We start from the raw sequence: 26,917 nt of genomic DNA on the forward strand, positions 1-26,917 counted from the left end.
ACATGCTCAAAATTTCCGCGTCGTTCCTGATTGGCTTTTCCGGCCCGCTATTTGCGTTGTGCCGGGAGTCCTCAACCAATCCTCGCGGAGACATCTGATGAGTTCCCCCAGTGAATTCCCCCTGAGCGCCACGCCCAGGGAAGGGCGCAAAGGCCTGCTGCCCATCGCCATGGTCCTGTTCAGCTTCACCTTCTTCACCGGCACCATGTTCGCCGGCGGCAAGATCGGCATGGCCTTCGACTTCGTCGACATGCTCTGGGTCGCCTTCGTCGGCAACGTGCTGCTCGCCATCTACGCCGCCGCCCTGGGCCTGATCGCCTCGCGCAGCGGCCTGAATACCGTGCTGATGGGGCGCTTCTGCTTCGGCGAGCGCGGCAGCAAGCTGTCCGACTTCCTCCTCGGCTTCGCGGAACTGGGCTGGTACGCCTGGGGCACCGCCACCGTGGCCATCGTGCTGGTGAAGATGCTGTCCCTGCCGGAGTGGCTGAACATCCCGCTGATGGTGGTCTTCGGCCTGCTGTTCTCGATTACCGCGATCATCGGCTTCAAGGGTCTGGACATCATGTCCCGCGTGTCGGTGCCGCTGATGTTCATCCTGCTGGTGGCGTCGATGGTCATCGCTACCACTCATGCTGGAGGCTGGAGCGGCCTGCTGGCGAAGGAGCCGAGCCAGACCCTGACTTTCTCCGCCGCCGTGACCATGGTCTTCGGTACCTTCGCCAGCGGCGCGACCCAGGCCACCAACTGGACCCGCATGGCCCGCAGCGGGCGCATCGCGGTGATCGCCAGCGTGGTCGCCTTCCTCATCGGCAACGGCCTGATGATCGTCGCCGGCGCCTGGTGCGCCATCGTTTACCAGAACGCCGACATCGTCGAAGTGATGGTGCTGCAGGGCCTGTCCTTCGCCGCGGTGATCATGCTCTGCCTGAACCTGTGGACCATCCAGGGCCCGACCATCTACAACGTCTCCGCCGCCGCCTGCCACCTGGTGCGCAGCGAGCGTCGCCGCACCATGACCCTGCTGGCCGCCGGCATCGGCATCATCCTGGCCATCGGCGGCATGTACGAATGGCTGATCCCGTTCCTGGTGCTGCTGGGCTCGATCATCCCGCCGCTGGGTGGCGTGATCATGGCCGACTACTGGTACCGCAACCGCGGTGAGTACCCGGCGCTGGTGGGCAACCACATTCCGGCGTTCAACGTCACCGGTCTGGTGTCCTACGCGGTCGGCGCGGGCCTGGCCTACGCCTCGCCGTGGATCGCGCCGCTGGTGGGCATCGCCGCTTCGGCCATCTGCTACATCCTCCTCACCGAAGTCACCCGCGCCCGCGCGCCGGTGGCCGAGCCGCGCGCTTGAGCCTGAGCGTCGAGGAAATCCTCCGTCTGCCGGGGCTGGAAAGCCTCGCGCTGCGGGCCGGCGCGCGCAACGTGCATCGCAGCGTGCGCTGGTCCTACGTGGCGGAGAACGTCGGCATCGCCGACTGGGTGATGGGCGGCGAGCTGGTGTTCGTCACCGGCATCAACCACACCCGTGATGAAGCCAACCTGCTGCAGCTGGTGCGCGAAGGCGTCGCCAGCGGCATCGCCGGCATCGTCATCCTCACCGGCGACGAGTTCATCCAGCGCATCCCGCGATCCGTGGTTCATCTGGCCGAGACTCAAGGGCTGCCGCTGATCGAGCAGCCCTACGCGCTGAAGATGGTCATCGTCACCCACCTGATCGGCACGGCGCTGGTGCAGATGACCCAGGTGAAGACCTCGCGCCGCGACATCCTAGGCCAGTTGCTCAGCGGCGATTACCCGAGCCTGGAGATCGTCCGCCGCCGCGCCCAGCACCTTGAGTTGCCGTTGGAAACGCCGCGACGTCTGGTGGCGCTGCGGCTCTCCGGCGTCGACTCGCTGTTCCAGCAGCAGGAGCCGGAGGAGGCCGAACGCGCGCTGCAACTGACCCGCCAGCGCCTGCTCGACCACCTGGAGAACTGGCAGCAGGAACGCCCCGAGCGCTTGCCGGTGGTGATCCAGGGGGACCTGTTCGTCCTGCTGCTGGCAGATGCGGAGCGCGCCGAGTTGCATGCCCTGGCTGCCGGCTTGCAGCAGGAACTCGCGCCGTTGCGTGCTTATCTTGGCTTGTCTGCCCGCGCCGAGTCCTGCGCCGAGTTTCCCCGCGCGCTGCTCGAGGCCCGCCAGGCGCTGGACGTCGCCGAAGGCATGCAGGCGCCGGCCGGCTTCTGCGACTACCGTGAGCTGGGCGTGCTGCGCCTGCTGCGGGCGATCCCCGATCGCGCGGTGGTCGAGCAGTTCATGAAGGACACCCTCGGCCCGCTCAATGACGCGGGCCGTAAACAGCCGCACCTGCTGATCGAGACGCTCGACGCGCTCGTCCAGGAGGGCGGCAACGCGCTCCGGGCGGCACAGCGCCTGGGCATCCATCGCAATACCCTGAACCAGCGGATCGCGCGCATCGAGGCCCTCAGCGGCCAGTCCCTGGACGACGCGCAGTTCCGCCTGAATACCTCCGTGGCGCTGCTCATCTGGCGCATGTCCAATGCGCCGCGCCACGAATAGCCTGAAGAGGACCTCCGAGCCCATGAAAATCATCAACGCCTCGCTGCGCAAGCAGACCGGCCTGTTCACCATCCGCTGCGAAGGCGACGTCATCGCCGAGGTCGTGCAGCAAGCCGGCACCGTGGTCGCCAGCGGCGACGACATCGACGCCCGTGGCAACCTGGCCATCGCACCGCTGGTGGAGCCGCACATCCACCTCGACGCCACCCTGACCGCCGGCGAGCCGGAATGGAACATGAGCGGCACCCTGTTCGAGGGCATCGAGCGCTGGGCCCAGCGCAAGGAAACCATTACGCACGAGGACACCAAGTCCCGCGCCCATACCACCATCCGCATGCTGGCCGCCCACGGCATCCAACACGTGCGTACTCACGTCGACGTGACCGATCCGACCCTGGCGGCACTCAAGGCCATGGTGGAAGTGCGTGAAGAGGCGCGGCATCTGGTGGACCTGCAGGTCGTCGCCTTCCCGCAGGAGGGCATCGAGTCCTACGAGGGCGGCCGCGAGCTGATGGAAGAGGCGATCCGCCTGGGTGCGGACGTGGTCGGCGGCATCCCGCACTTCGAGAACACCCGCGAGCAGGGCGTCAGCTCGATCAAGTTCCTGATGGACCTGGCCGAACGCACCGGCTGCCTGGTGGACGTGCACTGCGACGAGACCGACGACCCGAACTCGCGCTTCCTCGAAGTGCTCGCTGAAGAAGCCCGCGTGCGCGGCATGGGCGGTCGCGTCACCGCTAGCCACACCACGGCCATGGGTTCCTACGACAACGCGTACTGCTCGAAGCTGTTCCGCCTGCTCAAGCGCTCGGGCATCAACTTCGTTTCCTGTCCGACCGAGAGCATCCACCTGCAGGGCCGCTTCGATACCTTCCCGAAACGCCGGGGCGTGACCCGCGTGGCCGAGATCGACCGCGCCGGCATGAACGTCTGCTTCGGCCAGGATTCGATCAAGGACCCGTGGTACCCGCTGGGCAACGGCAACATCCTGCGCGTGCTGGATGCCGGCCTGCACATCTGCCACATGATGGGCTTCGACGACCTGCAGCGTGCCCTGGACCTGGTCACCGACAACAGCGCCCGCGCACTGAACCTGGGCGCGCGCTACGGCATCGCCGCCGGCCGCCCGGCCAACCTGCTGGTGCTGGGTGTGGAGAGCGACTACGAAGCGGTACGCCAGCAGACCAAGGCGTTGTACTCGATCCGCAATGGCCGTGTGCTGATGAAGCGCGAGCCGGAGCAGGTGGAGTTGGTCGAGGGCTGATCCGCTGCGGATTCACCTGTAGGAGCGCCCCATGGGCGCGATCGCGGGCATGGCCCGCTCCTACAGGGGAAATGCCGTTCGCACCGCGCGATACGAGCGTGGAATCATCACGAATTCCTGCGCGGCGCCTGCCCTCACCCTAACCCTCTCCCACAGGGAGAGGGGACCGCCCGGTGCAGTGTGAGGCCATGGCGTCAGCCGGCACGGACAGCTCCCTCTCCCTCTGGGAGAGGGCGGGGGTGAGGGACAGCAGCGGCACGAACTTGCTCAGGGCACCATCGCCATGCCGACGCCGAAGCGGTTCCAGGCGTTGATGGTGGCGATCGCCAGGGTCAGGTTGACGATCTCGGCTTCGCTGAACTGCTCGCGCAGGGCGTCGAACTGGTCCTGCGGGGCGTGTTTTTCCGGCAGACGGGTGAGACTTTCCACCCAGGCCAGCGCGGCGCGCTCGCGCTCGGTGAAGAAGCGGGTTTCTTCCCAGACGCTCAGGGTCTGCAGCCGCGCCTCGGTCTCGCCGGCCTTGCGCGCGTCATTGGCGTGCATGTTCACGCAGTAGGCGCAGCCGTTGATTTGCGAGGCGCGCAGGCGCACCAGCTCCAGCAGCGAGGTTTCCAGCCCGGACTTGGCCAGGGCCTGTTCCAGGCCGAGCATGGCCTTGTAGGCGTCAGGGGCGGCCTTGGGCCATTCGATGCGTGCGCTCATGCTGTTCTCCAGTGGGGGCCCGCGGTAGTGCGGGAATGGAGCTAAGTTACTCCCCGAGCCGCCACCTCCGAATAGCCAATTCCCGGCAATACCGGCAGACCAATGGAGCCAATCCCGGCGACCTGCCGGCCATCAGTCCCAACCGCCCGGACAACCCTTGCATCCCACCATGTTGCTGCCCTGGAAGTTGCCGAAGCGCTGGCGGCTGCCACGCAGGTCGGCGTCTTCCAGGTTGGCTTCGCCGAGCTTTGCTTCCTGCAGGTTGGCGTCGCGCAGGTCGGCGCCCTTGAGGTCGGCGCGGGACAGCCAGGTCATCTCCAGGTCCGCCGCACGCAGCGTGGCCTGGTGCAGCTTGCCGCCGCTCAGGCGGGCGAACTCCAGGTAGGCGGCGGTGAGGTCCGCGCCTTGCCATTGCGCACCCTGGGCGAACAGGCCCCAGGCCTGGATGGCCACCAGCCGGGCGCCACTCAGGTCCGCGCCGCGCAGGTTGGCCTGCTGCAGGCTGGCGCGGGTGAGGTCGGCGCCGTTCAGGCGGGTCTGTTGCAGATTGGCCAGGTCGAGCCTGGCGTGACGCAGGTCGGCTCCGGCCAGATTGGCGCCGGAGAGGTTCATGCGCGTCAGGTCCTGGTTGCGCAGGTCGGCACCGCGCAGGTCAGCATTGGCGCACTGGCTGTCCGGTTCGATGCGGCAACCGGCGATGATGGTAACCGCATCGTCATCGGCCACTTCGGCCGGCTGGCTGGTGGCGAAGGCGAGGGCAGAAACGGGGAACAGAAGGCAGGCAAGCAGTCGCATGGCGATCTCCTGGCGAAAGGGAAAAGCCCGCACCGGATCAGGCGCGGGCCCGGGCATCAGCGGCTGGCGGTCTTGTTGTCCCAGCTGGGCAGCTTGAACACCCAGAAGGAACCGCCCTGGGCCACCGGCTTGGTCAGCTCGGCCATGTCGCCACCCCACAGCGGCACCGCGCCGCCGTAGCCGACGGTCACGCCGATGTACTGCTCGCCGTCCTGTTCCCAGGTGATGGGCGGGGAGACGATGCCGCTGCCGGTCTGGAACTGCCAAAGCTCCTTGCCGGTCTTGGCGTCGAAGGCCTTGAGGAAGCCCTCGCCGGTGCCGGTGAACACCAGGTTGCCGGCGGTGGCCAGCACGCCGGCCCACAGCGGCAGGTGGTCCTTGTATTCCCACTCGACCTTGCCGGTGGTGGGGTTCATGGCGCGCAGGGTGCCGACGTGGTCGTCATACATGCGCTTGATGCGGAAGCCCATGCCCAGGTAGGCGCTGCCCTTGGCGTAGTTCACTTCCTCGGTCCAGTAGTCCTCCTTCCAGTGGTTGGCGGGGACGTAGAACAGCCCGGTGTCCTGGCTGTAGGCCATGGGGTTCCAGTTCTTGCCACCGAGGAACGGCGGCGAGACTTCCACGGCCTTGCCCTGTTTCTGCCCGGGCTCCGGCAGCGGCGGGCGCTGGCCTTCGTTCTCCACCGGGCGGCCGCTCTTCAGGTCGATGTGGCTGGCCCAGGTGATGTTGTCAACGAAGGGGAAGGCGTTCTGCAGTTTTCCGTTGGTCCGGTCGACCACGTAGAAGAAGCCGTTGCGGTCGGCGTGGGCGGTGGCCTTGACGATCTTCCCGTCCTTGGCCTTGTAGTCGAACAGCACCAGTTCGTTGTTGCCGGAGAAGTCCCAGGCGTCGTTGGGCGTGTGCTGGTAGAACCATTTCACCTCGCCGGTGCTCGGGTCGACGCCGACCTGCCCGGAGGTGTAGAGGCTGTCGTAGTCGTGCGGATTGCCGCCCTTGGCGGTGCGCGCCCAGGTGTTCCACGGGCCGGGGTTGCCGGCGCCAACGATGATGGTGTTGGTCTCGGCGTCGAAGCTCGCGCTCTGCCATGGGGCGCCGCCGCCGTGGCTCCAGGCTTCCACCTTGCCGGTGGGCGAGTTCTTGTCTTCCGGCCAGGAGGGCGCCTTCACGTCGCCGGTGGGCGTGCTGTCCTTGCCGTTCAGGCGGCCCATGTGGCCTTCGACGAAGGGCCGCATCCACACCTCTTCGCCGGTGTCCGGGTCGCGGGCGAACAGGCGGCCGACCACACCGAACTCGTCGCCGGAGCTGCCGTGGATCAGCAGCACCTTGCCGCTCTTGCCGTCCTTCACGATGGTCGGCGCGCCGGTCATGGTGTAGCCCGCGCCGTGGTCGCCGAACTTCTTCTTCCACACCACCTTGCCGGTCTTCTTGTTCAGCGCCACGACGGAGGCGTCGAGGGTGCCGAAGTAGATCTTGTCGCCATAGATGGCGGCGCCACGGTTGACCACGTCACAGCACGGGCGGATGTCGTCGGGCAGGCGGTGGTTGTAGGTCCACAGGCGCTTGCCGGTCTTCGCGTCGAGGGCGAACAGGCGCGAGTAGGAGGCGGTCACGTAGACCACACCGTCGCTGACGATGGCCTGGGATTCCTGGCCGCGCTGTTTCTCGTCGCCGAAGGAGTAGGACCAGGCCGGGGTCAGCTTGAACACATTATCGGCGTTGACCTGCTTGAGCGGGCTCCAGCGCTGGGCATTGGTGCCCATGCCGTACTGCAGCACGTCGCCGGTGGTCTTGTGGTCGTTGGCGATGTCGTCCCAGGTCACGTCCTTGGCCAGCGCAGCGCCGCCGGCAGTGAGTGCGATGGCGCAGGCGAGGCTGCTGAGGGCGAGGCGCAGGGGAGCGGCGGCGGTGGGGATTGTTGTTCTCATTGGTTGGTTTCCCGTGGTGGATGACGGCAGGCCGCTGCACGTGCCGCGGCGAATCCATGGTGGGAGGAGGGCTGGCCCACGGGGAACGGAAATACTCCCGCAAAGACCGGGAAGACTTCCCGGTGCGGCCATGACTTGGACTTGCTGCCAAAGGGCGGGGAGTGGCCGTCCGCCGTTCTAGTACGAAGGGAGTAGACGGGAGCATCCAAAGCAGGATTCGGCCGCCGGCCGTGCGTTCTTACCATCGTCATCACTGGCGTCGTTCCGGGCGCCGTGCCTTGCCAAGCATCTCGATGAGAGGATGAAGTGATGAACAACAAGAACGTGCTGTGTGGCCTGCTGTTAGTGGCCGGCCTGGGTGTCTCGGGTCTGGCCCTGTCCCACGGCAATGTGACGCCCCAGGCAGTGGATACCACGGGGCTGGAACCGCTGGGCAAGGAATGGCGCGACACCAACCCCTACCGCGAGCCTTACGCCAACCACGCCAAGGCGGTGGAGATCGGCGCCTCGGCGTACAACCAGAACTGTGCGCGCTGCCATGGCCTGGAAGCCAAGTCCGGCGGCATCGCCCCTGACCTGCGCATGCTCGACGTGGGCGCCGAGGGTGACGAGTGGTTCAAGGAGCGCGTGATCAACGGCGCGGTACGCGACGGCGCGGTGTACATGCCGAAGATGGCTGACTTCATCAGCCAGGAAGGCCTCTGGGCGATCCGCACCTACCTGGACAGCGTGCACGTGGAAGAGTGACCGCCATGCGCCTGCCCAGACAGCTGATCGGCGTGCTCCTGAGTCTGGCCCTGTGCCTGCTGGGGCAGGCGCAGGCCGGGGTGCGCCCCTACGAGGACATGGTCTCCAGCGGCGTGCTGCGGGTGGCCGTGTACGAGAACTTCCCGCCCTACAGCTTCATGCAGGGCGGGCAGCCGCGCGGAGTCGACATCGATCTCGCTCAGCGCCTGGCCAGCGGCCTGGGCCTGCGCGTGGAGTTCCTCTGGGTCACGCCCGGCGAACGTCTCGATGACGACCTGCGCAACTTCATCTGGAAAGGCCACTACCTGCGCCCCGGCGTGGTCGCCGACGTAATGCTGCGCGTGCCCTACGACCGCCAGTACGCTAACCGGCGCAACGATGTCGGCGAGTTCGCCAATGAGCAGGTGGTGATGTTCGGCCCGTACCAGCGCGAACGCTGGCAGGTAGTCAGCGACGACCGCCGGCTGCCCGAGGTGGACACCATCGCTGCCTTCCGCGAGCACCCCATCGGGGTCGAGCTGGACAGCGTGCCGTCGTTCTACCTGACCTCGGTGCTGGGCGGCCAGCTCAGCCGCATGACCGTGCACTTCCCCAGTACCCAGGCGGCTTTCGACGGCATGCGCGCGGGCAAGGTGGACGCAGTGATGGCCCTGCGCGGCGAGTTGGACTGGATGCGCGCGCAAGCTGCCGACGAGCACCTGAAGAACGCCGAGAACACCTATCCCAACCTCGGCCAGCCCGAGTGGGACATCGGCATGGCGGTGCATGAAAGCAATCGCCAGCTCTCCAACGCCCTGGACGGCGAGCTGGAAGAGCTGGTGCGCAGTGGCGAGATGGAAAAGCTCTACGCGGTCTACGGCGTGCGCTACGAACTGCCGGGGCTCTATCAGGACGTGCAGTGAGGGAGAAATGATGCACAGGCGCGAACTGCTGCTGGGGATCTGCGCGCTGCCGCTGCTGGCAGCGGCGGTGGAGGGCGACCCGATGCCCTCGGTGATGTGGGAGTACCACCACAAGCGCCTGTTGAACGGCGAGCCCTACGTCTTCGACGAGCGGGTGAAGCTGGGCGTGCCGCCGTTCGCCGAGGACTCCCGCCAGGTGCCGGTGGAAGTGGACGCTCGCGCCTTGCCGGGGCGCTTCGACCGGCTGCTGCTATGGGCCGAGCTGAACCCGATTCCCCATGTGCTGACGCTCTATCCGGGGGAGCATCTGGAGCCGTTGCTGGCGGTGCGCATCCGTATCGAGCAGGCCACGCCGATCCGCGCCGCCCTGCGCGATGAAAAGGGCATCTGGCACGTCGGCTCGGCGTGGATCGACGCCGCCGGTGGCGGCTGCACCGCGCCCAGCGTGGTGCGCGCGCAGCCGGGTTGGGAAGACCGTCTCGGCCAGGTGCACGGCGAGTCCTTCGCCAAGGGCGACTACAGCCGGGTGCGCCTGTCGGTATCGCACCCGATGGACAACGGGCTGGTCGGCGGCATCCCCGAGTTCTACCTGGATCACGCCGAACTGCGCGGGCCGGACGGCGAAGTCTTCGCCCGGCTCGACCTGTTCCCGGCGGTGAGCGAGAACCCGACCTTCACCCTCGAGGTGCGCGGCCATCCGCACACGCAGCTCTGGCTGCACGATAACAACGGCAACGAATTCCAGGCCGCTCTGCGCTGACGTCGCTCTGCACTGAAGAGGTGCCCATGCGTTTCCTCCTGATCGCCCTGGCCTGCCTGTGCCTGCCGGCACTGGCCGAACTGCAGTATCACCTTCAACCTCGGCAGATCGCCGAGGGCACCTGGCTGGTGGAAGGCAGTACCGACAACTTCGCCAGGGACAATGGCGGCGCCATCGTCAATGTCGCCTTCATCGACACCGGCGACGGCGTGCTGGTGATCGATACCGGCCCGTCGAAGCGCTACGGCGAAGCCCTGCGTGCGCTGATCCAGCAGACCACCGGCAAGCCGGTGAAGCGGGTACTGCTGACCCATCACCACCCCGACCATGTGCTGGGCAACCAGGCCTTCACCGACGTGCCCATCGGTGCGCTGGCCGGCACCAGCAAGCTGCTGAAAGAGCAGGGCAATGCCATGGCGGAGAACATGTACCGCCTGGTCGGTGACTGGATGCGCGGCACGGAAGTGTTGCTGCCCAGCGAGACGGTGGCGCCGGCCGAGTTGCAGATGGGCAGTCACCGGTTCCGGCTGGTCGGTCTGCGCGGGCATACCGGCGCAGACCTGGCGATCCTCGACGAGACCACCGGCGTGCTGTTCGCCGGGGACATCGTGTTCTACCAGCGTGCGCTGACCACGCCGAACAGTCCGGGGCTGGACGTGTGGCTGGGCGATATCGATACGCTGCAGAAACTGCCCTGGAAACTTATTGTCCCCGGCCACGGCCCCATCGCCACCGACGCCGCGCCCTTTGCGCAGATGCGCGATTACCTCGGCTGGCTCGACAGCGTGATGCGCGATGGCATCGCCCAGGGCGCCGACATGAACGACCTCCTGCGCACGCCCATCCCCGAGCGCTTCGCCGGCGTCAGCCTGACGCGCTATGAGCTGATCCGCAGCGTCAGCCACCTTTATCCGCGTTACGAGCAGCAGGCGCTGCCTCGCGTCGATGAGCAGTGACGGCGTTCCACCCACATCGTACTCAAACGCTTCCGGACATCCGCGCTGCGAGTCCGACTGTAGGAGCGTGCCATGCACGCGATCCGCCGGCAGGGCCGGCGTTGGCAGCGGCGAAACGTCAGTCCGCAGCCAGCCTGCAGGGGCGCCCCATGGGCGCGATCGCGGGCATGGCCCGCGCCTACAGGTCGACTCCGCTATTTCCGCGCCTTCGAGGCCCGGTATTGCTACCAAGGAACTAGGAAATTCGGCACTGCGTTCAATTGTTGGTGCGGCCCACCAAACCAAGAATCTGCGACAGACCGGGAAATTTTCCCGGGTACAACAACAATCGCAGAGGCGCACCGCCATGAGACAGCTTCAACCTTTCGCCCGCACCGTGCTGTTCACCGCCATCAGCCTGGCCACCCTGGGCGCCCACGCCGGGGTCACTGACCAGGACATCAGCGATTCCGCCAAGCGCACCGACCAGATCGTGGTCAACGGGATCAACCAGCAGGGCCAGCGCTTCAGCCCGCTCAATACGCTGAACAGCGACAACGTGAAAGAACTGCGGCCGGTCTGGGCGCTGTCCTTCGGTGGCGAGAAGCAGCGTGGCCAGCAGGCGCAACCGCTGATCAAGGACGGCGTGATGTATGTCACCGCCTCCTACTCACGGGTATTCGCCGCCGACGCGCGCACCGGTCGCAAGCTCTGGCAGTACGACGCGCGACTGCCCGACGGCATCATGCCCTGCTGCGACGTCATCAACCGTGGCGTGGCCCTGTACGGCGACCTGGTGATCTTCGGCACCCTCGACGCCAAGTTGGTTGCGCTGAACAAGGACACCGGCAAGGTGGTGTGGAAGAAGACCGTGGCGGACTACAAGGCCGGCTACTCCATCTCCGCCGCACCGCTGATCGCCAAGGGCAAGCTGATCACCGGGGTGGCCGGCGGCGAATTCGGCGTGGTCGGCAAGATTGAGGCCTACAACCCCACCAACGGCGAACTGCTGTGGAGCCGCCCGACCGTGGAAGGCCACATGGGCTACGTCTACAAGGACGGCAAGCCGGTCGAGAACGGCATCTCCGGCGGCGAGGCGGGCAAGACCTGGCCGGGCGATCTGTGGAAGACCGGCGGCGCCGCGCCCTGGCTGGGTGGCTACTACGACCCGAGCACCGACTCGCTGTTCATCGGCACCGGCAACCCGTCGCCGTGGAACTCGCACCTGCGTCCGGGCGACAACCTGTTCTCCTCCTCGCGCCTGGCGCTGAACCCGGAAGACGGTTCGATCAAGTGGCACTTCCAGACCACCCCGCACGATGGCTGGGACTTCGACGGCGTCAACGAGCTGGTGTCCTTCGACTACAAGGACGGCGGCAAGACCGTGAAGGCCGCGGCCACCGCCGACCGTAACGGCTTCTTCTACGTGCTCGACCGTACCAACGGCAAGTTCATCCGTGGCTTCCCCTTCGTCGACAAGGTGACCTGGGCCAAGGGCCTGGACGAGAACGGCCGGCCGATCTATGACGACGCCCACCGTCCGGGCGCTCCGAGCGAGGGCGGCGAGAAGGGCACTTCGGTGTTCGTCGCGCCGTCGTTCCTGGGTGGCAAGAACTGGATGCCCATGGCCTACAGCCAGGACACCGGGCTGTTCTACGTGCCGTCCAACGAGTGGGGCATGGACATGTGGAACGAGAACATCGCCTACAAGAAAGGCGCGGCGTACCTCGGCGCGGGCTTCACCATCAAGCCGCTGAACGAGAAGTACATCGGCGTGCTGCGCGCCATCGATCCGAAGACCGGCAAGCAGGTCTGGCGCTACGAGAACTACGCGCCGTTGTGGGGCGGTGTGCTGGCGACCCACGGCAACCTGGTGTTCACCGGCAACCCCGAGGGCTACCTGATGGCCTTCGACGCCAAGACCGGCAAGAAGCTCTACCAGTTCAACACCGGCTCGGGCGTGATCGCTTCGCCGATCACCTGGGAGATGGACGGCGAGCAGTATGTGACCGTGCTTTCCGGCTGGGGCGGCGCGGTGCCGCTGTGGGGTGGCGAGGTGGCCAAGCGCATCAAGGACCTCGACCAGGGCGGGATGATCTGGACCTTCAAGCTGCCCAAGGATCTGGTAGCGAAGAAGTGATTTGAGAGTGCTTTGAACAAAGGGTCGGCAGGCGCCGGCCCTTTGTTTTTACGGCGTCTGTCGACGCCGTTCGCGGGCATGGCCCGCTCCTACGGGAGTAGTTCACCCCGACGCATCTGCTCTCGCTTTTTGCTCTTGAAGTCTTCCAGAGAAACATCCGCATGCTCCGGAGTGCCCCTTTCAGGAGGCCTCGTTGGATCGGAGTTTCAGGGGTTGAGCGGCATGGATGCCGCGAGAGCCGCGATGGGCCAGGGATGGCCCTTCGCGGCGTGCCCCTGAAACTTCGATTCAACGAGGGTATTTTTCGCCTAAGCGAAAAACCGGATGGAGGGGCAAGACCTTTCGGTTCCTTTTGTGTCGTTTGACAAAAGGGACTCGCCCGAGGGGGCGAAACACAATCTCTCAGCGCACGCAGAAGCGGCGCAGGAATGCCGAGCCCAAAAACATCGCGGACAAAGTCCGCTCCTACGAAGAGCCCACGCTCCGCATCTACTACCAAATGAGTAACCCACCACGCCCATGGGTGCATTCCGGGTCGGGAAGGGCGCTGCCTAAGATCGCTCCATGACCTGGCCGATGGAGGCCGGGAACCGACAGGAGAGCATCCCCATGATCTACGCCGCACCCGGAACCCCAGGCGCCGTCGTCACCCTCAAGCCGCGTTACGGCAACTACATCGGTGGCGAATTCGTCGCGCCGGTGCTGGGCCAGTACTTCAGCAACACCTCGCCGGTGAACGGCGAAGTCATCGCCGAGTTCCCGCGCTCCACCGCCGAAGACATCGAACGCGCCCTCGACGCCGCCCACGCCGTGGCCGGCAGCTGGGGCCGCACCTCGGTGCAGGACCGCGCGCTGATCCTGCTGAAGATCGCCGACCGCATCGAACAGAACCTCGAGCAGCTCGCCGTCGCCGAGACCTGGGACAACGGCAAGGCTGTACGCGAGACCCTCAACGCCGACGTGCCGCTGGCCGCCGACCACTTCCGCTACTACGCCGGCTGCATCCGCGCCCAGGAAGGCGGCGCCGCCGAGATCAACGAGAACACCGTCGCCTACCACATCCACGAACCGCTGGGCGTGGTCGGGCAGATCATCCCGTGGAACTTCCCGCTGCTGATGGCCGCCTGGAAACTGGCCCCGGCCCTGGCCGCCGGCAACTGCGTGGTGCTCAAGCCGGCGGAGCAGACGCCGCTGTCGATCATGCTGCTGGCCGAGATCATCGGCGACCTGCTGCCGCCGGGCGTGCTGAACATCGTCCAGGGCTTCGGCAAGGAAGCAGGCCAGGCGCTGGCCACCAGCAAGCGCATCGCCAAGATCGCCTTCACCGGCTCCACCCCGGTCGGCTCGCATATTCTCCATTGCGCGGCGGAGAACATCATCCCGTCCACCGTGGAGCTGGGCGGCAAGAGCCCGAATATCTTCTTCGAAGACATCATGCAGGCCGAGCCGGCCTTTATCGAGAAGGCCGCCGAGGGCCTGGTGTTGGCTTTCTTCAACCAGGGCGAAGTCTGCACCTGCCCGTCGCGTGCGCTGGTGCAGGAGTCGATCTTCGAGCCGTTCATGGTCGAGGTGATGAAGAAGATCAAGGCGATCAAGCGCGGCAACCCGCTGGACACCGACACCATGGTCGGCGCCCAGGCCTCGCAACAGCAGTACGAGAAGATCCTCTCCTACCTCGACATTGCCCAGGGCGAGGGCGCCGAGCTGCTCACCGGCGGTTCCAGCGAGCGCCTGGAGGGCGACCTGGCCAGCGGTTACTACATCCAGCCAACCCTGCTCAAGGGGCACAACGGCATGCGTGTGTTCCAGGAGGAAATCTTCGGCCCGGTGGTGGGCGTGACCACCTTCAAGGACGAAGCCGAAGCCCTGGCGATTGCCAACGACACCGAGTTCGGCCTGGGCGCCGGTGTGTGGACCCGCGACATCAACCGCGCCTGGCGCATGGGCCGGGGCATCCAGTCCGGCCGCGTGTGGACCAACTGCTACCACCTGTATCCGGCGCACGCCGCTTTCGGTGGCTACAAGAAGTCCGGCGTCGGCCGCGAAACCCACAAGATGATGCTCGACCACTACCAGCAGACCAAGAACCTGCTGGTGAGCTACGACATCAACCCGCTGGGCTTCTTCTAAGGCGTTGCTGCAAGCCGGCGGACCTTCCTCCATCGGGTTTGCCGGCTCCCTTCTCTGGTGTACCGCCTGGCACTCCACCAGGCATCCCTTGTGTCGACGCGCCCGTCCGGGCGGCCGTCCGCTTCCGTGCCCACTTTCATGGGCGACGGCCTTCGTCGAACGCGGCTTCTGCCGCGTTTTCTTTTTTCCGGGTGCCTGTACACGCCCTCGATGGCCCGGCGCTCGGGCGGTCGCAGGCATGGCCAGCTCCTACACGTGCGTACCCTGTAGGAGCGGGCCATGCCCGCGAACCGCGGACAACGTCCGCGCCATTACCTCGCACCAATCCCGCCGGCCACCTCGCCGCAGGATGGCGTGGAGCGCAGCGATACCCATCATCTTCCGTGCACCGACAGCATGGGTATCGCTGCGCTCCACCCATCCTGCAAAGCGACCTCGGTGTCCCGGCTGCGCAACACCTGCCTCCGTCCCGCGCAACACCTGTAGCGTCCGCAGCATCTGCGTCACATCCCGTGGAAAATGCTGAAAGCCCCGAATGGCGGAACCTCCAGCTCATTTTGACAACCCTGGCACAGCGGTTGCTCTGAGCCTTCCAAGCCGCGGCGAACGATCCGCGGCACCAACAAGAATCGGAGAACCTCCATGAGATCGATTGGCCTGCACGTGCCTTCCGTTCGCCTGCAACCCACCCTGCGTCACTCCCTGCTGACCGCTTCGCTGCTGATGGCCGGTCTGTCCCCCAATCTCCAGGCGGCTGAAGTCCCGGCCAACGTCGATGGCAAGCGCATCGCCGCTGCCAACAGCGAGCCGGGCAACTGGATGTCCACCGGTCGTACCTACGACGAGCAGCGCTTCAGCCCGCTGAAGAAGATCGACCAGAGCAACGTCGGCAACCTGGGCCTGGCCTGGAGCCATAAGCTGGACATCGACCGTGGCGTGGAAGCCACGCCGATCGTCGTCGATGGCGTGATGTACACCACCGGGCCGTTCTCCATCGTCTACGCGCTGGACGCCCGTACCGGCGAGCAACTGTGGAAGTACGACCCGCAGTCCGACCGCAGCCGCGCCGGCGAAGCCTGCTGCGACGCGGTGAACCGTGGCGTGGCGGTGTGGAAGGGCAAGGTCTATGTCGGCGTGCTCGATGGCCGCCTGGAGGCCATCGACGCCAAGTCCGGCAAGCGCGTGTGGAGCGTCGATACCCGTAGCGACCCGACGCGCAGCATCACCATCACCGGCGCGCCGCGCATCGTCAAAGGCAAGGTCATCATCGGCAACGGCGGCGCCGAGTTCGGCGTGCGCGGCTACATCACCGCCTACGACGCCGAGACCGGCAAGCAGGACTGGCGCTTCTTCACCGTGCCCGGTGATCCCAAGGAAATGCCCAAGGGCAAGGGCATGGAGATCGCCGCCAAGACCTGGTTCGGCGACAACTACCACAAGCAGGGCGGTGGCGGCACCGTGTGGGACTCCATGTCCTACGACCCGGAGCTGAACCTGCTGTACATCGGCGTCGGCAACGGCTCCTCGTGGAACCCGCGCATCCGCAGCGAAGGCAAGGGTGACAACCTGTTCCTCTCGTCCATCGTCGCGATCAACCCCGACAACGGCGAGTACGTCTGGCACTACCAGACCACGCCCGGCGACGCCTGGGACTACACCGCGACCCAGCACATCATGCTGGTGGACCTGGAGATCGACGGCAAACAGCGCAAGGTGCTGATGCAGGCGCCGAAGAACGGCTTCTTCTACGTCATCGACCGTGCGACCGGCGAGCTGCTCTCGGCGAAGAACTTCATCCCGATCAACTGGGCCACCGGCGTCGACATGAAGACCGGCCGGCCGATCCGCAACGAGAAGGTCTCCGACTACTGGAAGGATCCGGAGAAGAAGGCGCGCCTGATCCAGCCGGCCTTCTGGGGCGCCCACGACTGGCAGCCCATGTCTTACAACCCCAACACGGGGCTGGTGTACATCCCCGCGCACATCATGTCGGCGATGTACCAGGACGTCGACGGCGCGCCGCCGCGCTCCAAGTTCAAGAGCATCTACCAGCTCGACGTCAACACCGGGATGATGCCCGAGGACCCCGAAGGCCTGCGCAAGATCGCCGACACCTGGACCGGCAAGCTGATCGCCTGGGACCCGGTGAAGCAGGAAAAACGCTGGGAAGTGCCCTACAGCACCATCTTCAACGGCGGCACCCTGAGCACCGCCGGCAACCTGGTGTTCGAAGGCACCGCCGACGGCCGCGTGGTGGCCTATGCCGCGGAGAACGGCAAGAAGCTCTGGGAATCCCCGGCCAACACCGGTGTGATGGCCGCGCCGATCACCTATGAGGTGGATGGCGAGCAGTACGTGACCTTCATGGCCGGCTGGGGCGGCGCCTTCTCCACCTTCGCCGGCGCCCTGTCGCTGCGCGCCGGGGTCAAGCCCAACGCCCAGGTGCTGACCTACAAGCTGGGCGGCACCGCCAAGCTGCCGGACATCAACTACAAGTGGGCCGACCGCAAGCCCGAGCCGCCGGCGCTGACCGGCACCACCGCACAGATCGACCAGGGCCGCGAGCTGTTCAACGGCAGCTGCTCGCAGTGCCATGGCATCAACGCCATCAGCGGCGGCGTGGTGCCCGACCTGCGCACCCTTAGCGCGGAAAACCACCAGCGCTTCCTCGGCATCATCTACGGCGGCCGCATCCCCGACGGCATGCCGTCGTTCCAGGGCCACCTCGACCTGCAGCAGGCCGAGGCCGTGCACCAGTACCTGATCAAGCGCGCCTACGACCTCAAGGAACAACTGGCCGGCGCGCAGAAGACCGCCGCCAAGTGACCGTCAAACCGGAGAGCAACCCATGACTGACGTGACAACCTACCAGCACTACATCGACAACCGCTTCGTCGCCGGCGAGCCGTTGATCGAGGTACACAACCCGGCCAACGGCGAGCTGCTGGCGCGCATCCCCGAGGCCAGCACGGCTCAGGTGGACAACGCCATCGGCGCCGCCCGCGCGGCGCAGAAGGGCTGGGCGGCCAGGCCGGCCATCGAGCGCGCCGGCTACCTGCGCAAGATCGCCGAGAAGGTCCGCGCCAACGCGCCGCGCCTGGCGAAGATCATCACCGCCGAGCAGGGCAAGGTGCCGGCGCTGGCGGAAGTGGAAGTGAACTTCACCGCCGACTACCTCGACTACATGGCCGAGTGGGCGCGCCGCCTGGAAGGCGAAGTGCTGACCAGCGACCGTGCCGGCGAGCACATCTTCCTGCTGCGCAAACCGCTGGGCGTGGTGGCGGGCATCCTGCCGTGGAACTTCCCGTTCTTCCTGATCGCCCGGAAGATGGCGCCGGCGCTGCTGACCGGCAACACCATCGTCGTCAAGCCCAGCGAAGAAACCCCGATCAACTGCTTCGAGTTCGCCCGCCTGGTGGCGGAGACCGACCTGCCCACTGGCGTCTTCAACGTCGTCGGCGGCACCGGCGCCAGCGCCGGCAGTGCGCTGACCAGCCACGCCGGGGTGGACCTGATCAGCTTCACCGGCAGCGTCGCCACCGGCTCGCGGATCATGGCCGCGGCGGCGCCGAACATCACCAAGCTGAACCTGGAGCTGGGCGGCAAGGCGCCGGCCATCGTCCTCGCCGACGCTGACCTTGAGCTGGCGGTGAACGCCATCAAGGCCTCGCGGGTGATCAACACCGGGCAGGTGTGCAACTGCGCCGAGCGCGTCTACGTACAGCGCCAGGTGGCCGACCAGTTCATCGAGAAGATCGCCGCCGCCATGGCCGCCACCCGCTTCGGCGACCCGAACGTGCAGGCGGACCTGGACATGGGCCCGCTGGTCAACCGCATCGGCCTGGACAAGGTCGCGCAGATGGTCCGCACGGCGACCGGGCAGGGTGCCCAGATCATCACCGGTGGCGCCGTGGCCGACCTCGGCAAGGGCTTCCACTACCAGCCCACCGTGCTCGCCGGCTGCAAGGGCGACATGGAGATCATGCGCAAGGAGATCTTCGGCCCGGTGCTGCCTATCCAGGTGGTGGACGACCTCGACGAAGCCATCGCCCTGGCCAACGACAGCGACTACGGCCTGACCTCGTCGATCTACACCCGCAACCTCAGCGCCGCGCTCAAGGCCAGCCGCGAGCTGGACTTCGGCGAGACCTACATCAACCGCGAGAACTTCGAGGCGATGCAGGGCTTCCATGCCGGCACCCGCAAGTCGGGTATCGGCGGCGCAGATGGCAAGCATGGGTTGTACGAATACACGCATACGCATGTGGTTTATGCGCAGGAGTGACGTGCAAGAGCCCCTCACCCTCTCCCGGAGGGAGAGGGGACTGGTCTGGTGCAGATTGAAATCGCTGCGTCAGCCGGCACGGACGGCTCCCTCTCCCTCAGGGAGAGGGCTGGGGTGAGGGGAATGGTCTGGCACGGACTGCCCTGCGAAAGCGGATCACTGTGCCTGAATATGCATCACCGTTCTGCTTGGGCGGGCCTTCCTTGCCAGGTGAGGCTCGCTCCTTTTTCCCTGCGCCTGGAGAAAGGCCGTAGGGCGCATAACCCGGAACGGGTTATCCGCCGATTGCCTCGAGGCGGATAACGCTGGCGCGTTATGCGCCCTACGATCCTGCAGCGCAGCCACGCTCACTTCGATCAGCGGACGCAGGGAAAAGGGAAAAGATCAATACAGCGCGTTGGGCTGCACGATGCCGTGCTTCTTCATCTTCCGATACAGGGTCGACCGGGCAATGCCGAACTGCTGTGCCACCGCACTGATGTTCCACTGCCGCTCGCGCAGCGCCGCCAGCAGGTGGCGCGCCTCGTCGTCGTCCAGGCGGGCGGCGAGGGCGGTCGTGGTGGCTGTCGGCGGCGCTTCGGCAATGACAATGGGAGCAGCCTGATGCAACTCCATCGGCAGGCAGTCCATGTCTATGCGGCCGTCCTCGGCGAGGGCGGCGGCGTAGCGCAAACAGTTCAGCAACTGGCGGATGTTGCCCGGCCACGGATGGCCGCGCAGCCGCTCGCGCACTGCGCTGTCGAGGTGCAGGTTGCCGCCCAGGCCCGCCAGCAGGCTGTCGATCAGCGCCTCGCGGTCAGTACGCTCGCGCAGCGCCGGCAGCTGCAGGGTCATGCCGGCGAGGCGGTAGAACAGGTCCTCGCGGAAGCCCTTGGCGCGGATCATCTCGGCCAGGTTCTGGTGGGTCGCGGAGACCACCTGCACGTCCAGCGCCACCGGCGCTTCGGCGCCCAGCGGGAGGATTTCCCGCTCGGCCAGCACGCGCAGCAGGCGCGTCTGCAGGTGCGCCGGCATGTCGCCGATCTCGTCGAGGAACAGCGTGCCGCCGTTGGCCAGTTCCAGCTTGCCCTTCATGCCTTTCTTGCTGGCGCCGGTGAAGCTGCCGCCGCGGTAGCCGAAGAGTTCGCTCTCGATCAGGCTTTCCGGGATCGCCGCGCAGTTCAGCGCGACGAAGGGCCCGGCGTGGCGTGCGCTGGCCTGGTGAATGGCGCGGGCGAAGGCTTCCTTGCCGGTGCCGGTCTCGCCGGTCACCAGGATGGAGATGCCCTTGTCGAGCACCTTGCGCAGCTTGCGCACGCCGTCCTGCAGGCGTGGATCGGCACCGGCGAGGCGGGTGAGGTCGGGATGCTCCGGGCTTTTCGACGCAACAGCGGCTGGCGCATTGCGTCGCGGCGGGCTGGCCGGTGTGCGCAGGCCGACATCCACCAGCGCGTGATCGGCCAGGGTGCGCAGGCGAATACCCCGTGCGCCGCCTTTGCTCAGGTCGAGCAACTGGTCGACGTCCGCCTCCAGCAGTTGCTCGATGCGGCTGCCCAGCAGCTCTCCACGGCAGGCGGTGAAGGCGGCGTGGTTGCCGCCGATCACCCGGCCCTGTTCGTCGAGGGCGATCAGCTGTTCATTGGCCAGGTCCGACACCTCGTCGCGGGCCTTCACCGACAGGGTCAGGCGGTCGCGGTAGCGCTGGCGGAAGCTGGCGTTCTCGATCAGCCGCGCATACAGGATCACCAGCTGCAGGGTCAGGTACTGCGCGTCCTTGGGCCCGTCGTTGTACAGGCAGGTGGCGTTCAGGCAGCCGCGCAGGCGGTGCTGGGCGTCGAAGATCGGCGCCACCGAGCAGCTCAGGCGGAAGTTGCTCACCAGGAAGTGCTCCTGGCGGTGGATGGTCAGCGCCTCGCCGGCGGCCAGCGCGGTGCCGATACCGTTGGTGCCGGCGATGGATTCGTCCCAGCGCGCGCCGACGATCAGCCCGGCCTGGGTGTAGCGGTCGCGCTCGCTGGGCAGGCGCGCATCGAGGGTGATGCCGCGCTCGTCGCTGAGCAGCACCGCGAAGCCGGCTGGCAGCACGCGCCGGGCGAGGCCGGTGACGCCCTGGCTGGCAATCGCCAGGTAGTCCTGGTGCAGCCCCTGGTGCTCGCGGATTTCCCCGGCGGTGAGGATGTGTTTTTCCGCCCGCGCGCGGGGGTCGAGATGGTGCTCCATCACGCTGCGGTACCAGGAGCGCGCGATGGCGCCCTCGGGCTGGATGTCACGCTCGCCGAAGTGATCGGCGATGAAGGCGGCAAGGTCGTTCGGGCAGTTTTCCAGGGATTGCGGGTGCATGGTCACTCCCGGCGGCCGTCAGTCGGACTGCGGCGCATTGTTTTTGTAGGGGACCGGCTCCGTGTAGGACCGTTCCTAGGATTGGCTAGTCTAGACCGGTGGGTCACGGGCGACGAGAGCCCGAGCAAGGCCTGTGCCGAAACACTTCGCGCGGGGCGCCGAGCCCCGCGCCAGAGCGCTCGCTGCCAGAGGGCACGGGCGCAACCGGGCAACGGCTGTCGCAGCGATGGGACAGTTGTAGCGGCGGGGCGCGACAGCTGTCGCGGGCCCGCTACCAAATCAGGGGGGAATCTCCTTCGAAAGTATCATTCGGAGTGTCCGACCCTGGTGTTTAACTCGACTTGCCGGGCTTGCCGGCGCCTTCCAACAAGAAAGAGGACAGACCCATGTGGACCAAGCCTAGCTTCACCGACCTGCGCCTTGGCTTCGAAGTGACCCTGTACTTCGCCAACCGCTGATCCACTCGGCCCCGGTCCGCCGGGGCCCCTGCCCACGGGGCACTGTCATGCACATCCGAATTCTCGGGTCGGCCGCCGGTGGCGGCTTTCCCCAGTGGAACTGCAATTGCCGCAACTGTCGCGGCGTCCGCGACGGCAGCGTGATCGCGCAGCCACGCACCCAATCGTCCATCGCGCTGTCCGACGACGGCGAGAACTGGATTCTCTGCAACGCCTCACCCGACATCCGTGCCCAGCTGGCGTCATTCCCGGCGCTGCAGCCGGGGCGGCGCCTGCGCGATTCGGCGATTGCCGCCATCGTCCTGCTGGACAGCCAGATCGACCACACCACCGGCCTGCTCAGCCTGCGTGAAGGCTGCCCGCACGACGTCTGGTGCACGGAAATGGTCCACCAGGACCTGTCCACCGGCTTCCCCCTGTTCCCCATGCTGTCGCACTGGAACGGCGGGCTGAAGCACCGGCTCATCGAGCTGGATGCCGAACCCTTCAGCATCCCGGCCTGCGAAGGCCTGCGCCTCACCGCCATCGCCCTGCGCAGCAGCGCGCCGCCGTATTCGCCGCACCGGGGCAACCCGCATCCGGGGGACAACATCGGCCTGTTCATCGAGGACCTGTCCACCGGCGGCAAGCTGTTCTACGCACCGGGCCTGGGCCAGGTGGACAACGAGCTGCTGGCCTGGATGCGCCGCGCCGACTGCCTGCTGGTGGACGGCACGCTCTGGCGCGACGACGAAATGCGCGTCTGCGAGGTCGGCGACAAGCTCGGCAGCGAGATGGGCCACCTGGCGCAGAGCGGTCCCGGCGGCATGATCGAGGTGCTCGACGGCATCGACGGGCCGCGCAAGGTGCTCATTCACATCAACAACACCAATCCCATCCTCGACATCGCCTCGCCTGAACGCGCCGAACTGGACGCGCGCGGTATCGAGGTGGCGTTCGATGGCATGGGGATTTTCCTTTAATGGCGCTTTTCCCAGAAGGAGCGTCGCGATGACCCGCGAAGCCATGAGCCCCGCCGAATTCGAGCAGGCATTGCGCGCCAAGGGCGCCTGCTACCACATCTTCCACCCGTACCACGTGGCCATGTACGAAGGCCGCGCCAGCCGCGAGCAGATCCAGGGCTGGGTGGCCAACCGCTTCTACTACCAGGTGAACATCCCGCTCAAGGATGCGGCGATACTCGCCAACTGCCCGGACCGCGATGTACGCCGCGAATGGCTGCAGCGCATCCTCGACCACGACGGCGCGCCCGGCGAGGAGGGCGGCATCGAGGCCTGGCTGCGCCTGGCCGAATCTGTCGGGCTGGACCGCGAGCAGGTGCTGTCCCAGGAACTGGTGCTGCCCGGCGTGCGTTTCGCCGTGGACGCCTACGTCAACTTCGCCCGCCGCGCCAGCTGGCAGGAAGCCGCCAGCAGTTCGCTCACCGAGCTGTTCGCCCCACAGATCCACCAGTCGCGCCTGGACAGCTGGCCGCAGCACTACCCGTGGATCGACGCCACCGGCTACGACTACTTCCGCAAGCGCCTGTCCCAGGCGCGCCGCGATGTCGAACACGGCCTGCGCATCACCCTGGAGCATTACCGCACCCGCGAGGCCCAGGAGCGCATGCTGGAAATCCTGCAATTCAAGCTCGACGTGCTCTGGAGCATGCTCGACGCGATGAGCATGGCCTATGAACTGGAGCGCCCGCCGTACCACACGGTGACGAGCGAGCGCGTATGGCACAGGGGGTTGCTGTGATGAGTCTGCCTTCGCTGGACAGCATCCCGGCGCTGCGCCGGGGCTTCCGCCTGCAATTCGAACCGGCCCAGGGCTGCCATGTGCTGCTCTATCCCGAGGGGATGGTGAAGCTCAACGATAGCGCCGGGGCGATCCTCGGCCGGGTCGACGGGCAGGCTGACGTCGCCGGCATCATCGATGGCCTGCGTGCCGATTTCCCCGGCGTGCCGGGCATCGACGAAGACATCCTGGCATTTCTCGAGGTGGCCCATGCGCAATTCTGGATCGAGCTGCGCTGAGGCGCCGGTAGGCCCGCCGCTCTGGCTGCTGGCCGAGCTGACCTACCGCTGCCCGCTGCAGTGCCCGTACTGCTCCAACCCGCTGGACTTCGCCAGGGGCGGCGAGGAGCTTTCCACCCAGCAATGGATCGAAGTGTTCCGCCAGGCCCGCGAGATGGGCGCGGCGCAGCTGGGCTTCTCCGGCGGCGAGCCGCTGGTGCGCCAGGACCTCGCCGAACTGATCGCCGCGGCACGCGGGCTGGGCTTCTATACCAACCTGATCACCTCCGGCATCGGCCTCAACGAGAAGCGCCTAAAGGAGTTCGCCGACGCCGGTCTCGACCATATCCAGATCAGCTTCCAGGCCGCTGACGAGGAGGTGAACAACCTGCTCGCCGGCTCGCGCAAGGCCTTCGCCCAGAAGCTCGCCATGGCCCGCGCGGTGAAGGCCCACGGCTACCCGATGGTGCTGAACTTCGTCACCCACCGGCACAACATCGACAGCATCGAGCGCATCATCGAGCTGTGCATCGAGCTGGAAGCCGACTTCGTCGAACTCGCCACCTGCCAGTTCTACGGCTGGGCCGAGCTGAACCGTGCCGGCCTGCTGCCGACCCGCGAACAACTACAGCGCGCCGAACGCATCACCGCGCAGTACCGTGAACGCCTGGCCGCCGAAGGCAATCCGTGCAAGCTGATCTTCGTGGTGCCCGATTACTACGAGGAGCGCCCCAAGGCCTGCATGGGCGGCTGGGGCAGCGTGTTCCTCGACGTCACCCCGGACGGCACCGCGCTGCCGTGCCACAGTGCGCGACAACTGCCGGTGAAGTTCCCCAACGTGCGCGAGCACAGCCTGCAGCACATCTGGTACGAGTCGTTCGGCTTCAACCGCTTCCGTGGCGACGCCTGGATGCCCGAGCCGTGCCGCTCCTGCGACGAGAAGGAACGCGACTTCGGTGGCTGCCGTTGCCAGGCCTTCATGCTCACCGGTGATGCCGAGGCAACCGACCCGGTGTGCGCCAAGTCGGCCCACCACGGGATCATCCTCGACGCCCGCCGCGAGGCGGAAACCGCCGCCACCCCGCTCAGTGCGCTGACCCTGCGCAACGAGCGGGCCTCGCAACTGATCTGCAAGGCCTGAGGATGCAGCGCAGCGACTGGAGCGCCGAACGCGCGGTAGCCGCCGCGGGGGATTTCGCCGAGCTGCACGTGGCCCACGGCGGATTGCTGTGGGCTGCGTTCGACCCCGCCAGCGCGCGCTGCCGGTTGTTCCTTCGCCGTGACGGGCAGAGCGTCGAGCTGACGCCGCCCGGAGCTTCGGTGCGCAGCCGCGTCTACGAATACGGTGGCGGCTCCTGCTGCGCCACCGCCGACGGCGTGGCCTGGGTGGAAGAGGGCGATCAGCAGGTGCACTGGCTGCGCCTGGGTGGCGCGCCCCGGCCGATCACCCATCGCGACGACTGCCGCTACGGCGACCTGCACTACGTCCCGGCGTGGAATGCGCTGCTGGCAGTGGAAGAGGAGAACGGCAGTGGCGGGGTGAACCACCGCATCGTCCGTCTCGACGCCGATGGCCGCCGCCGGGTGATCGCCTCGGGTGCGGACTTCTACGCCTCGCCAGTGGCCGACAGCAGTGCCGGGCGCATCGCCTGGGTGGAGTGGGACCGCCCGCACCAGCCCTGGACGCGCACCCGCCTGTGCGAGTCCTTCGCCGGGGAAGAGCGCTGCCTGGCCGGGCAGGCCCGCCACGAATCCATCCAGCAGCCGCGCTTCGCCGAGGACGGTCGCCTGCACTGGCTGAGCGACTGCGACGGCTACTGGCAGCCGTACCACGAAGGCCACGACGCCTTGCCCAGCGCTGCCGCCGACCACGCCAGCGCACCCTGGCAACTGGGCGGGCGCACCTTCCTGCCATTGCCGCGCGGCGAGCTGCTGGCGACGCGCTACGAAGAAGGCCGCGGCGTGCTGGTGCTGTATGACGGACGTGGCGGCGAACGCCGGCTGGCGCCGGAGTACAGCCGCTTCCGCTCGCTGGCGGCGGACGAACGCCACTTCTATTGCATCGCCGCTGCGCCGGACCGCCTGCCGACGCTGCTGGCGATCCGCCGGGTGGACGGCTCTACCCAGGTACTGGCCGGTGGCGAGAGGCCGTTGGCGGAGGCCGAACTGTCCCGTGGCGAAGCCTTCCACTACCCGGTGGGCGAGGACGAATGCGGCCATGGATTCTTCTATCCGCCCTGCGCCACGGACGGGGCGCCGCCGCTGGTGGTGTTCCTGCATGGCGGGCCGACCTCGGCCAGCTACCCGGTGTTCGACGGCCGCATCCAGTTCTGGACGCGGCGGGGCTTTGCCGTCGCCGATATCAACTATCGAGGCAGCAGCGGCTATGGCCGCGCCTACCGCGAGCGCCTGCACCTGGGCTGGGGGCAGGTGGAAGTGGAGGACATCGGCGCGGCGCTGGATTGCCTTACCAAGGCCGGGCGCATCGACCGCCAGCGGGTGTTCGTGCGCGGCGCCAGCGCCGGCGGCTACAGCGCGCTGATGGCGCTGGCGCGGCTACCGGGCTTGCGCGGTGGCGCCAGCCTCTATGGCGTCAGCGATCCGCAGGCGCTGGCGCGGGTCACCCACAAGTTCGAGGCGGACTACCTGGACTGGCTGATCGGCGACCCGCAACAGGACGCCGAGCGCTACCGCGAGCGCACGCCGGTGCTGCAGGCCGAACACATCCACGCGCCGATGATCTTCTTCCAGGGGGAGTTGGATGTGGTGGTGGTGCCGGCGCAGACCGACGCCATGGTCGACAGCCTGCGCCAGCGCGGCGTGCCGGTGGAAGTGCACCGCTATGCCGGGGAGCGTCACGGCTTCCGTCACGCTGCCAACCTGGCCCACGCGCTGGAGGCCGAGTGGCGCTTCTATCAGGCGCTTCTGGGGGGCTGATATCCGTCAGAACCGACTGTCAGAACCGTCTGCCAAGGTCGCATTGCAATACCTGA

The 26,917-nt window shown here is 66.9% G+C and carries 21 protein-coding genes; 17 read left to right on the forward strand and 4 right to left on the reverse strand.

Going from position 1 to position 26,917, the window contains the following annotated elements; all coding sequences use genetic code 11:
- Nucleotides 1–97 precede the first annotated feature (97 nt).
- From codB to codA, 3 genes are read left to right on the forward strand one after another with little or no spacing between them, the layout of a single operon-like run.
- Nucleotides 98–1,357, forward strand: a complete 1,260-nt coding sequence (gene codB, locus ABKS89_RS15110; protein ID WP_348589940.1) for a cytosine permease — start codon at nt 98–100, stop codon at nt 1,355–1,357.
- Nucleotides 1,354–2,565 carry a PucR family transcriptional regulator gene (locus ABKS89_RS15115; RefSeq protein WP_138215811.1) on the forward strand — a complete coding sequence of 404 codons (1,212 nt, stop codon included), beginning with the start codon at nt 1,354–1,356 and terminating at the stop codon, nt 2,563–2,565. The genes codB and ABKS89_RS15115 overlap by 4 nt, the downstream gene beginning before the upstream one ends.
- 22 nt (nt 2,566–2,587) lie before the next feature.
- Entirely contained in the window at nt 2,588–3,829 is a 1,242-nt protein-coding gene (gene codA, locus ABKS89_RS15120; RefSeq protein ID WP_348589941.1) for a cytosine deaminase, read from the forward strand.
- Nucleotides 3,830–4,096: 267 nt separating this feature from the next.
- Here the strand turns inward: codA and ABKS89_RS15125 are convergent, their stop codons facing one another.
- The 3 genes from ABKS89_RS15125 to exaA all read right to left on the reverse strand — a co-directional run bounded on the left by ABKS89_RS15125 (nt 4,097) and on the right by exaA (nt 7,251).
- Entirely contained in the window at nt 4,097–4,531 is a 435-nt protein-coding gene (locus tag ABKS89_RS15125; RefSeq protein WP_088421446.1) for a carboxymuconolactone decarboxylase family protein, read from the reverse strand.
- A 132-nt stretch (nt 4,532–4,663) separates the two neighbouring features.
- Entirely contained in the window at nt 4,664–5,326 is a 663-nt protein-coding gene (locus ABKS89_RS15130) for a pentapeptide repeat-containing protein (protein WP_348589942.1), read from the reverse strand.
- Between the two features lie 56 nt (nt 5,327–5,382).
- Complete coding sequence (gene exaA / locus ABKS89_RS15135; protein ID WP_348589943.1) at nt 5,383–7,251, reverse strand: quinoprotein ethanol dehydrogenase; 1,869 nt, start codon at nt 7,249–7,251, stop codon at nt 5,383–5,385.
- A gap of 309 nt (nt 7,252–7,560) precedes the next feature.
- Here exaA and pedF point away from each other — a divergent pair, with 309 nt between their 5' ends.
- The 8 genes from pedF (at nt 7,561) to aldA (ending at nt 19,150) form a co-directional block, all read left to right on the forward strand.
- Nucleotides 7,561–7,998, forward strand: coding sequence for a cytochrome c-550 PedF (pedF, locus tag ABKS89_RS15140; protein ID WP_138215807.1), 438 nt, complete (start codon nt 7,561–7,563; stop codon nt 7,996–7,998).
- A 5-nt stretch (nt 7,999–8,003) separates the two neighbouring features.
- Nucleotides 8,004–8,900, forward strand: coding sequence for a substrate-binding periplasmic protein (locus tag ABKS89_RS15145; RefSeq protein WP_138215806.1), 897 nt, complete (start codon nt 8,004–8,006; stop codon nt 8,898–8,900).
- A gap of 7 nt (nt 8,901–8,907) precedes the next feature.
- On the forward strand, nt 8,908–9,660 hold the full coding sequence (locus ABKS89_RS15150) for a quinoprotein dehydrogenase-associated SoxYZ-like carrier (protein WP_518301028.1): 753 nt from the start codon (nt 8,908–8,910) through the stop codon (nt 9,658–9,660).
- A 26-nt stretch (nt 9,661–9,686) separates the two neighbouring features.
- Nucleotides 9,687–10,616, forward strand: coding sequence for a quinoprotein relay system zinc metallohydrolase 1 (locus ABKS89_RS15155; protein WP_348589947.1), 930 nt, complete (start codon nt 9,687–9,689; stop codon nt 10,614–10,616).
- 346 nt (nt 10,617–10,962) lie between these two features.
- A complete protein-coding gene (locus ABKS89_RS15160) occupies nt 10,963–12,735 on the forward strand; it encodes a methanol/ethanol family PQQ-dependent dehydrogenase (protein WP_348589949.1) in 1,773 nt (590 codons plus the stop codon).
- 609 nt (nt 12,736–13,344) lie between these two features.
- On the forward strand, nt 13,345–14,865 hold the full coding sequence (exaC, locus tag ABKS89_RS15165) for an acetaldehyde dehydrogenase ExaC (protein ID WP_081519750.1): 1,521 nt from the start codon (nt 13,345–13,347) through the stop codon (nt 14,863–14,865).
- A 642-nt stretch (nt 14,866–15,507) separates the two neighbouring features.
- On the forward strand, nt 15,508–17,691 hold the full coding sequence (locus ABKS89_RS15170; protein WP_348589950.1) for a PQQ-dependent dehydrogenase, methanol/ethanol family: 2,184 nt from the start codon (nt 15,508–15,510) through the stop codon (nt 17,689–17,691).
- Between the two features lie 22 nt (nt 17,692–17,713).
- A complete protein-coding gene (gene aldA, locus ABKS89_RS15175; protein WP_348589951.1) occupies nt 17,714–19,150 on the forward strand; it encodes an aldehyde dehydrogenase in 1,437 nt (478 codons plus the stop codon).
- Between the two features lie 384 nt (nt 19,151–19,534).
- Here aldA and ABKS89_RS15180 read toward each other — a convergent pair whose 3' ends face one another.
- A complete protein-coding gene (locus ABKS89_RS15180; RefSeq protein WP_348589953.1) occupies nt 19,535–21,469 on the reverse strand; it encodes a sigma-54-dependent Fis family transcriptional regulator in 1,935 nt (644 codons plus the stop codon).
- A gap of 386 nt (nt 21,470–21,855) precedes the next feature.
- Between ABKS89_RS15180 and pqqA the strand changes: the two genes are divergently transcribed.
- The 6 genes from pqqA to ABKS89_RS15210 are packed head-to-tail and all read left to right on the forward strand — an operon-like array spanning nt 21,856 to nt 26,861.
- On the forward strand, nt 21,856–21,927 hold the full coding sequence (pqqA, locus tag ABKS89_RS15185; protein ID WP_003106462.1) for a pyrroloquinoline quinone precursor peptide PqqA: 72 nt from the start codon (nt 21,856–21,858) through the stop codon (nt 21,925–21,927).
- Between the two features lie 47 nt (nt 21,928–21,974).
- Nucleotides 21,975–22,889 (forward strand): pyrroloquinoline quinone biosynthesis protein PqqB, encoded by a 915-nt coding sequence (gene pqqB / locus ABKS89_RS15190; protein WP_348589954.1) that lies wholly within the window; start codon nt 21,975–21,977, stop codon nt 22,887–22,889.
- A gap of 28 nt (nt 22,890–22,917) precedes the next feature.
- The gene (gene pqqC / locus ABKS89_RS15195) at nt 22,918–23,667 is read left to right on the forward strand and encodes a pyrroloquinoline-quinone synthase PqqC (RefSeq protein ID WP_138215798.1); all 750 of its coding nucleotides are present in this window, start codon (nt 22,918–22,920) and stop codon (nt 23,665–23,667) included.
- A complete protein-coding gene (gene pqqD, locus ABKS89_RS15200; protein ID WP_024762490.1) occupies nt 23,667–23,945 on the forward strand; it encodes a pyrroloquinoline quinone biosynthesis peptide chaperone PqqD in 279 nt (92 codons plus the stop codon). The genes pqqC and pqqD overlap by 1 nt, the downstream gene beginning before the upstream one ends.
- Nucleotides 23,917–25,065: a pyrroloquinoline quinone biosynthesis protein PqqE gene (gene pqqE, locus ABKS89_RS15205; RefSeq protein ID WP_348589955.1), complete on the forward strand. Its 1,149-nt coding sequence runs from the start codon at nt 23,917–23,919 to the stop codon at nt 25,063–25,065. The genes pqqD and pqqE overlap by 29 nt, the downstream gene beginning before the upstream one ends.
- Nucleotides 25,066–25,067: 2 nt before the next feature.
- Nucleotides 25,068–26,861, forward strand: a complete 1,794-nt coding sequence (locus tag ABKS89_RS15210) for a S9 family peptidase (RefSeq protein WP_348589957.1) — start codon at nt 25,068–25,070, stop codon at nt 26,859–26,861.
- The last annotated feature ends 56 nt before the right edge of the window (nt 26,862–26,917 follow it).

The sequence above is a fragment of the Pseudomonas sp. LABIM340 genome, from assembly GCF_040017195.2.
Classification (GTDB): domain Bacteria; phylum Pseudomonadota; class Gammaproteobacteria; order Pseudomonadales; family Pseudomonadaceae; genus Pseudomonas.

Excerpts from the sequence above, each read along its gene's own strand:
- ABKS89_RS15125 (WP_088421446.1), bottom strand. The coding sequence starts at position 4,531 with ATGAGCGCACGCATCGAATGGCCCAAGGCCGCCCCTGACGCCTACAAG.
- codA (WP_348589941.1), top strand. The coding sequence starts at position 2,588 with ATGAAAATCATCAACGCCTCGCTGCGCAAGCAGACCGGCCTGTTCACC.
- ABKS89_RS15210 (WP_348589957.1), top strand. The coding sequence starts at position 25,068 with ATGCAGCGCAGCGACTGGAGCGCCGAACGCGCGGTAGCCGCCGCGGGG.
- ABKS89_RS15150 (WP_518301028.1), top strand. The coding sequence starts at position 8,908 with ATGATGCACAGGCGCGAACTGCTGCTGGGGATCTGCGCGCTGCCGCTG.
- aldA (WP_348589951.1), top strand. The coding sequence starts at position 17,714 with ATGACTGACGTGACAACCTACCAGCACTACATCGACAACCGCTTCGTC.
- exaC (WP_081519750.1), top strand. The coding sequence starts at position 13,345 with ATGATCTACGCCGCACCCGGAACCCCAGGCGCCGTCGTCACCCTCAAG.
- pqqC (WP_138215798.1), top strand. The coding sequence starts at position 22,918 with ATGACCCGCGAAGCCATGAGCCCCGCCGAATTCGAGCAGGCATTGCGC.
- pqqD (WP_024762490.1), top strand. The coding sequence starts at position 23,667 with ATGAGTCTGCCTTCGCTGGACAGCATCCCGGCGCTGCGCCGGGGCTTC.
- ABKS89_RS15180 (WP_348589953.1), bottom strand. The coding sequence starts at position 21,469 with ATGCACCCGCAATCCCTGGAAAACTGCCCGAACGACCTTGCCGCCTTC.
- ABKS89_RS15145 (WP_138215806.1), top strand. The coding sequence starts at position 8,004 with ATGCGCCTGCCCAGACAGCTGATCGGCGTGCTCCTGAGTCTGGCCCTG.
- exaA (WP_348589943.1), bottom strand. The coding sequence starts at position 7,251 with ATGAGAACAACAATCCCCACCGCCGCCGCTCCCCTGCGCCTCGCCCTC.
- ABKS89_RS15155 (WP_348589947.1), top strand. The coding sequence starts at position 9,687 with ATGCGTTTCCTCCTGATCGCCCTGGCCTGCCTGTGCCTGCCGGCACTG.
- ABKS89_RS15130 (WP_348589942.1), bottom strand. The coding sequence starts at position 5,326 with ATGCGACTGCTTGCCTGCCTTCTGTTCCCCGTTTCTGCCCTCGCCTTC.
- ABKS89_RS15170 (WP_348589950.1), top strand. The coding sequence starts at position 15,508 with ATGAGATCGATTGGCCTGCACGTGCCTTCCGTTCGCCTGCAACCCACC.
- codB (WP_348589940.1), top strand. The coding sequence starts at position 98 with ATGAGTTCCCCCAGTGAATTCCCCCTGAGCGCCACGCCCAGGGAAGGG.
- pqqB (WP_348589954.1), top strand. The coding sequence starts at position 21,975 with ATGCACATCCGAATTCTCGGGTCGGCCGCCGGTGGCGGCTTTCCCCAG.
- pqqE (WP_348589955.1), top strand. The coding sequence starts at position 23,917 with ATGCGCAATTCTGGATCGAGCTGCGCTGAGGCGCCGGTAGGCCCGCCG.
- ABKS89_RS15160 (WP_348589949.1), top strand. The coding sequence starts at position 10,963 with ATGAGACAGCTTCAACCTTTCGCCCGCACCGTGCTGTTCACCGCCATC.
- pedF (WP_138215807.1), top strand. The coding sequence starts at position 7,561 with ATGAACAACAAGAACGTGCTGTGTGGCCTGCTGTTAGTGGCCGGCCTG.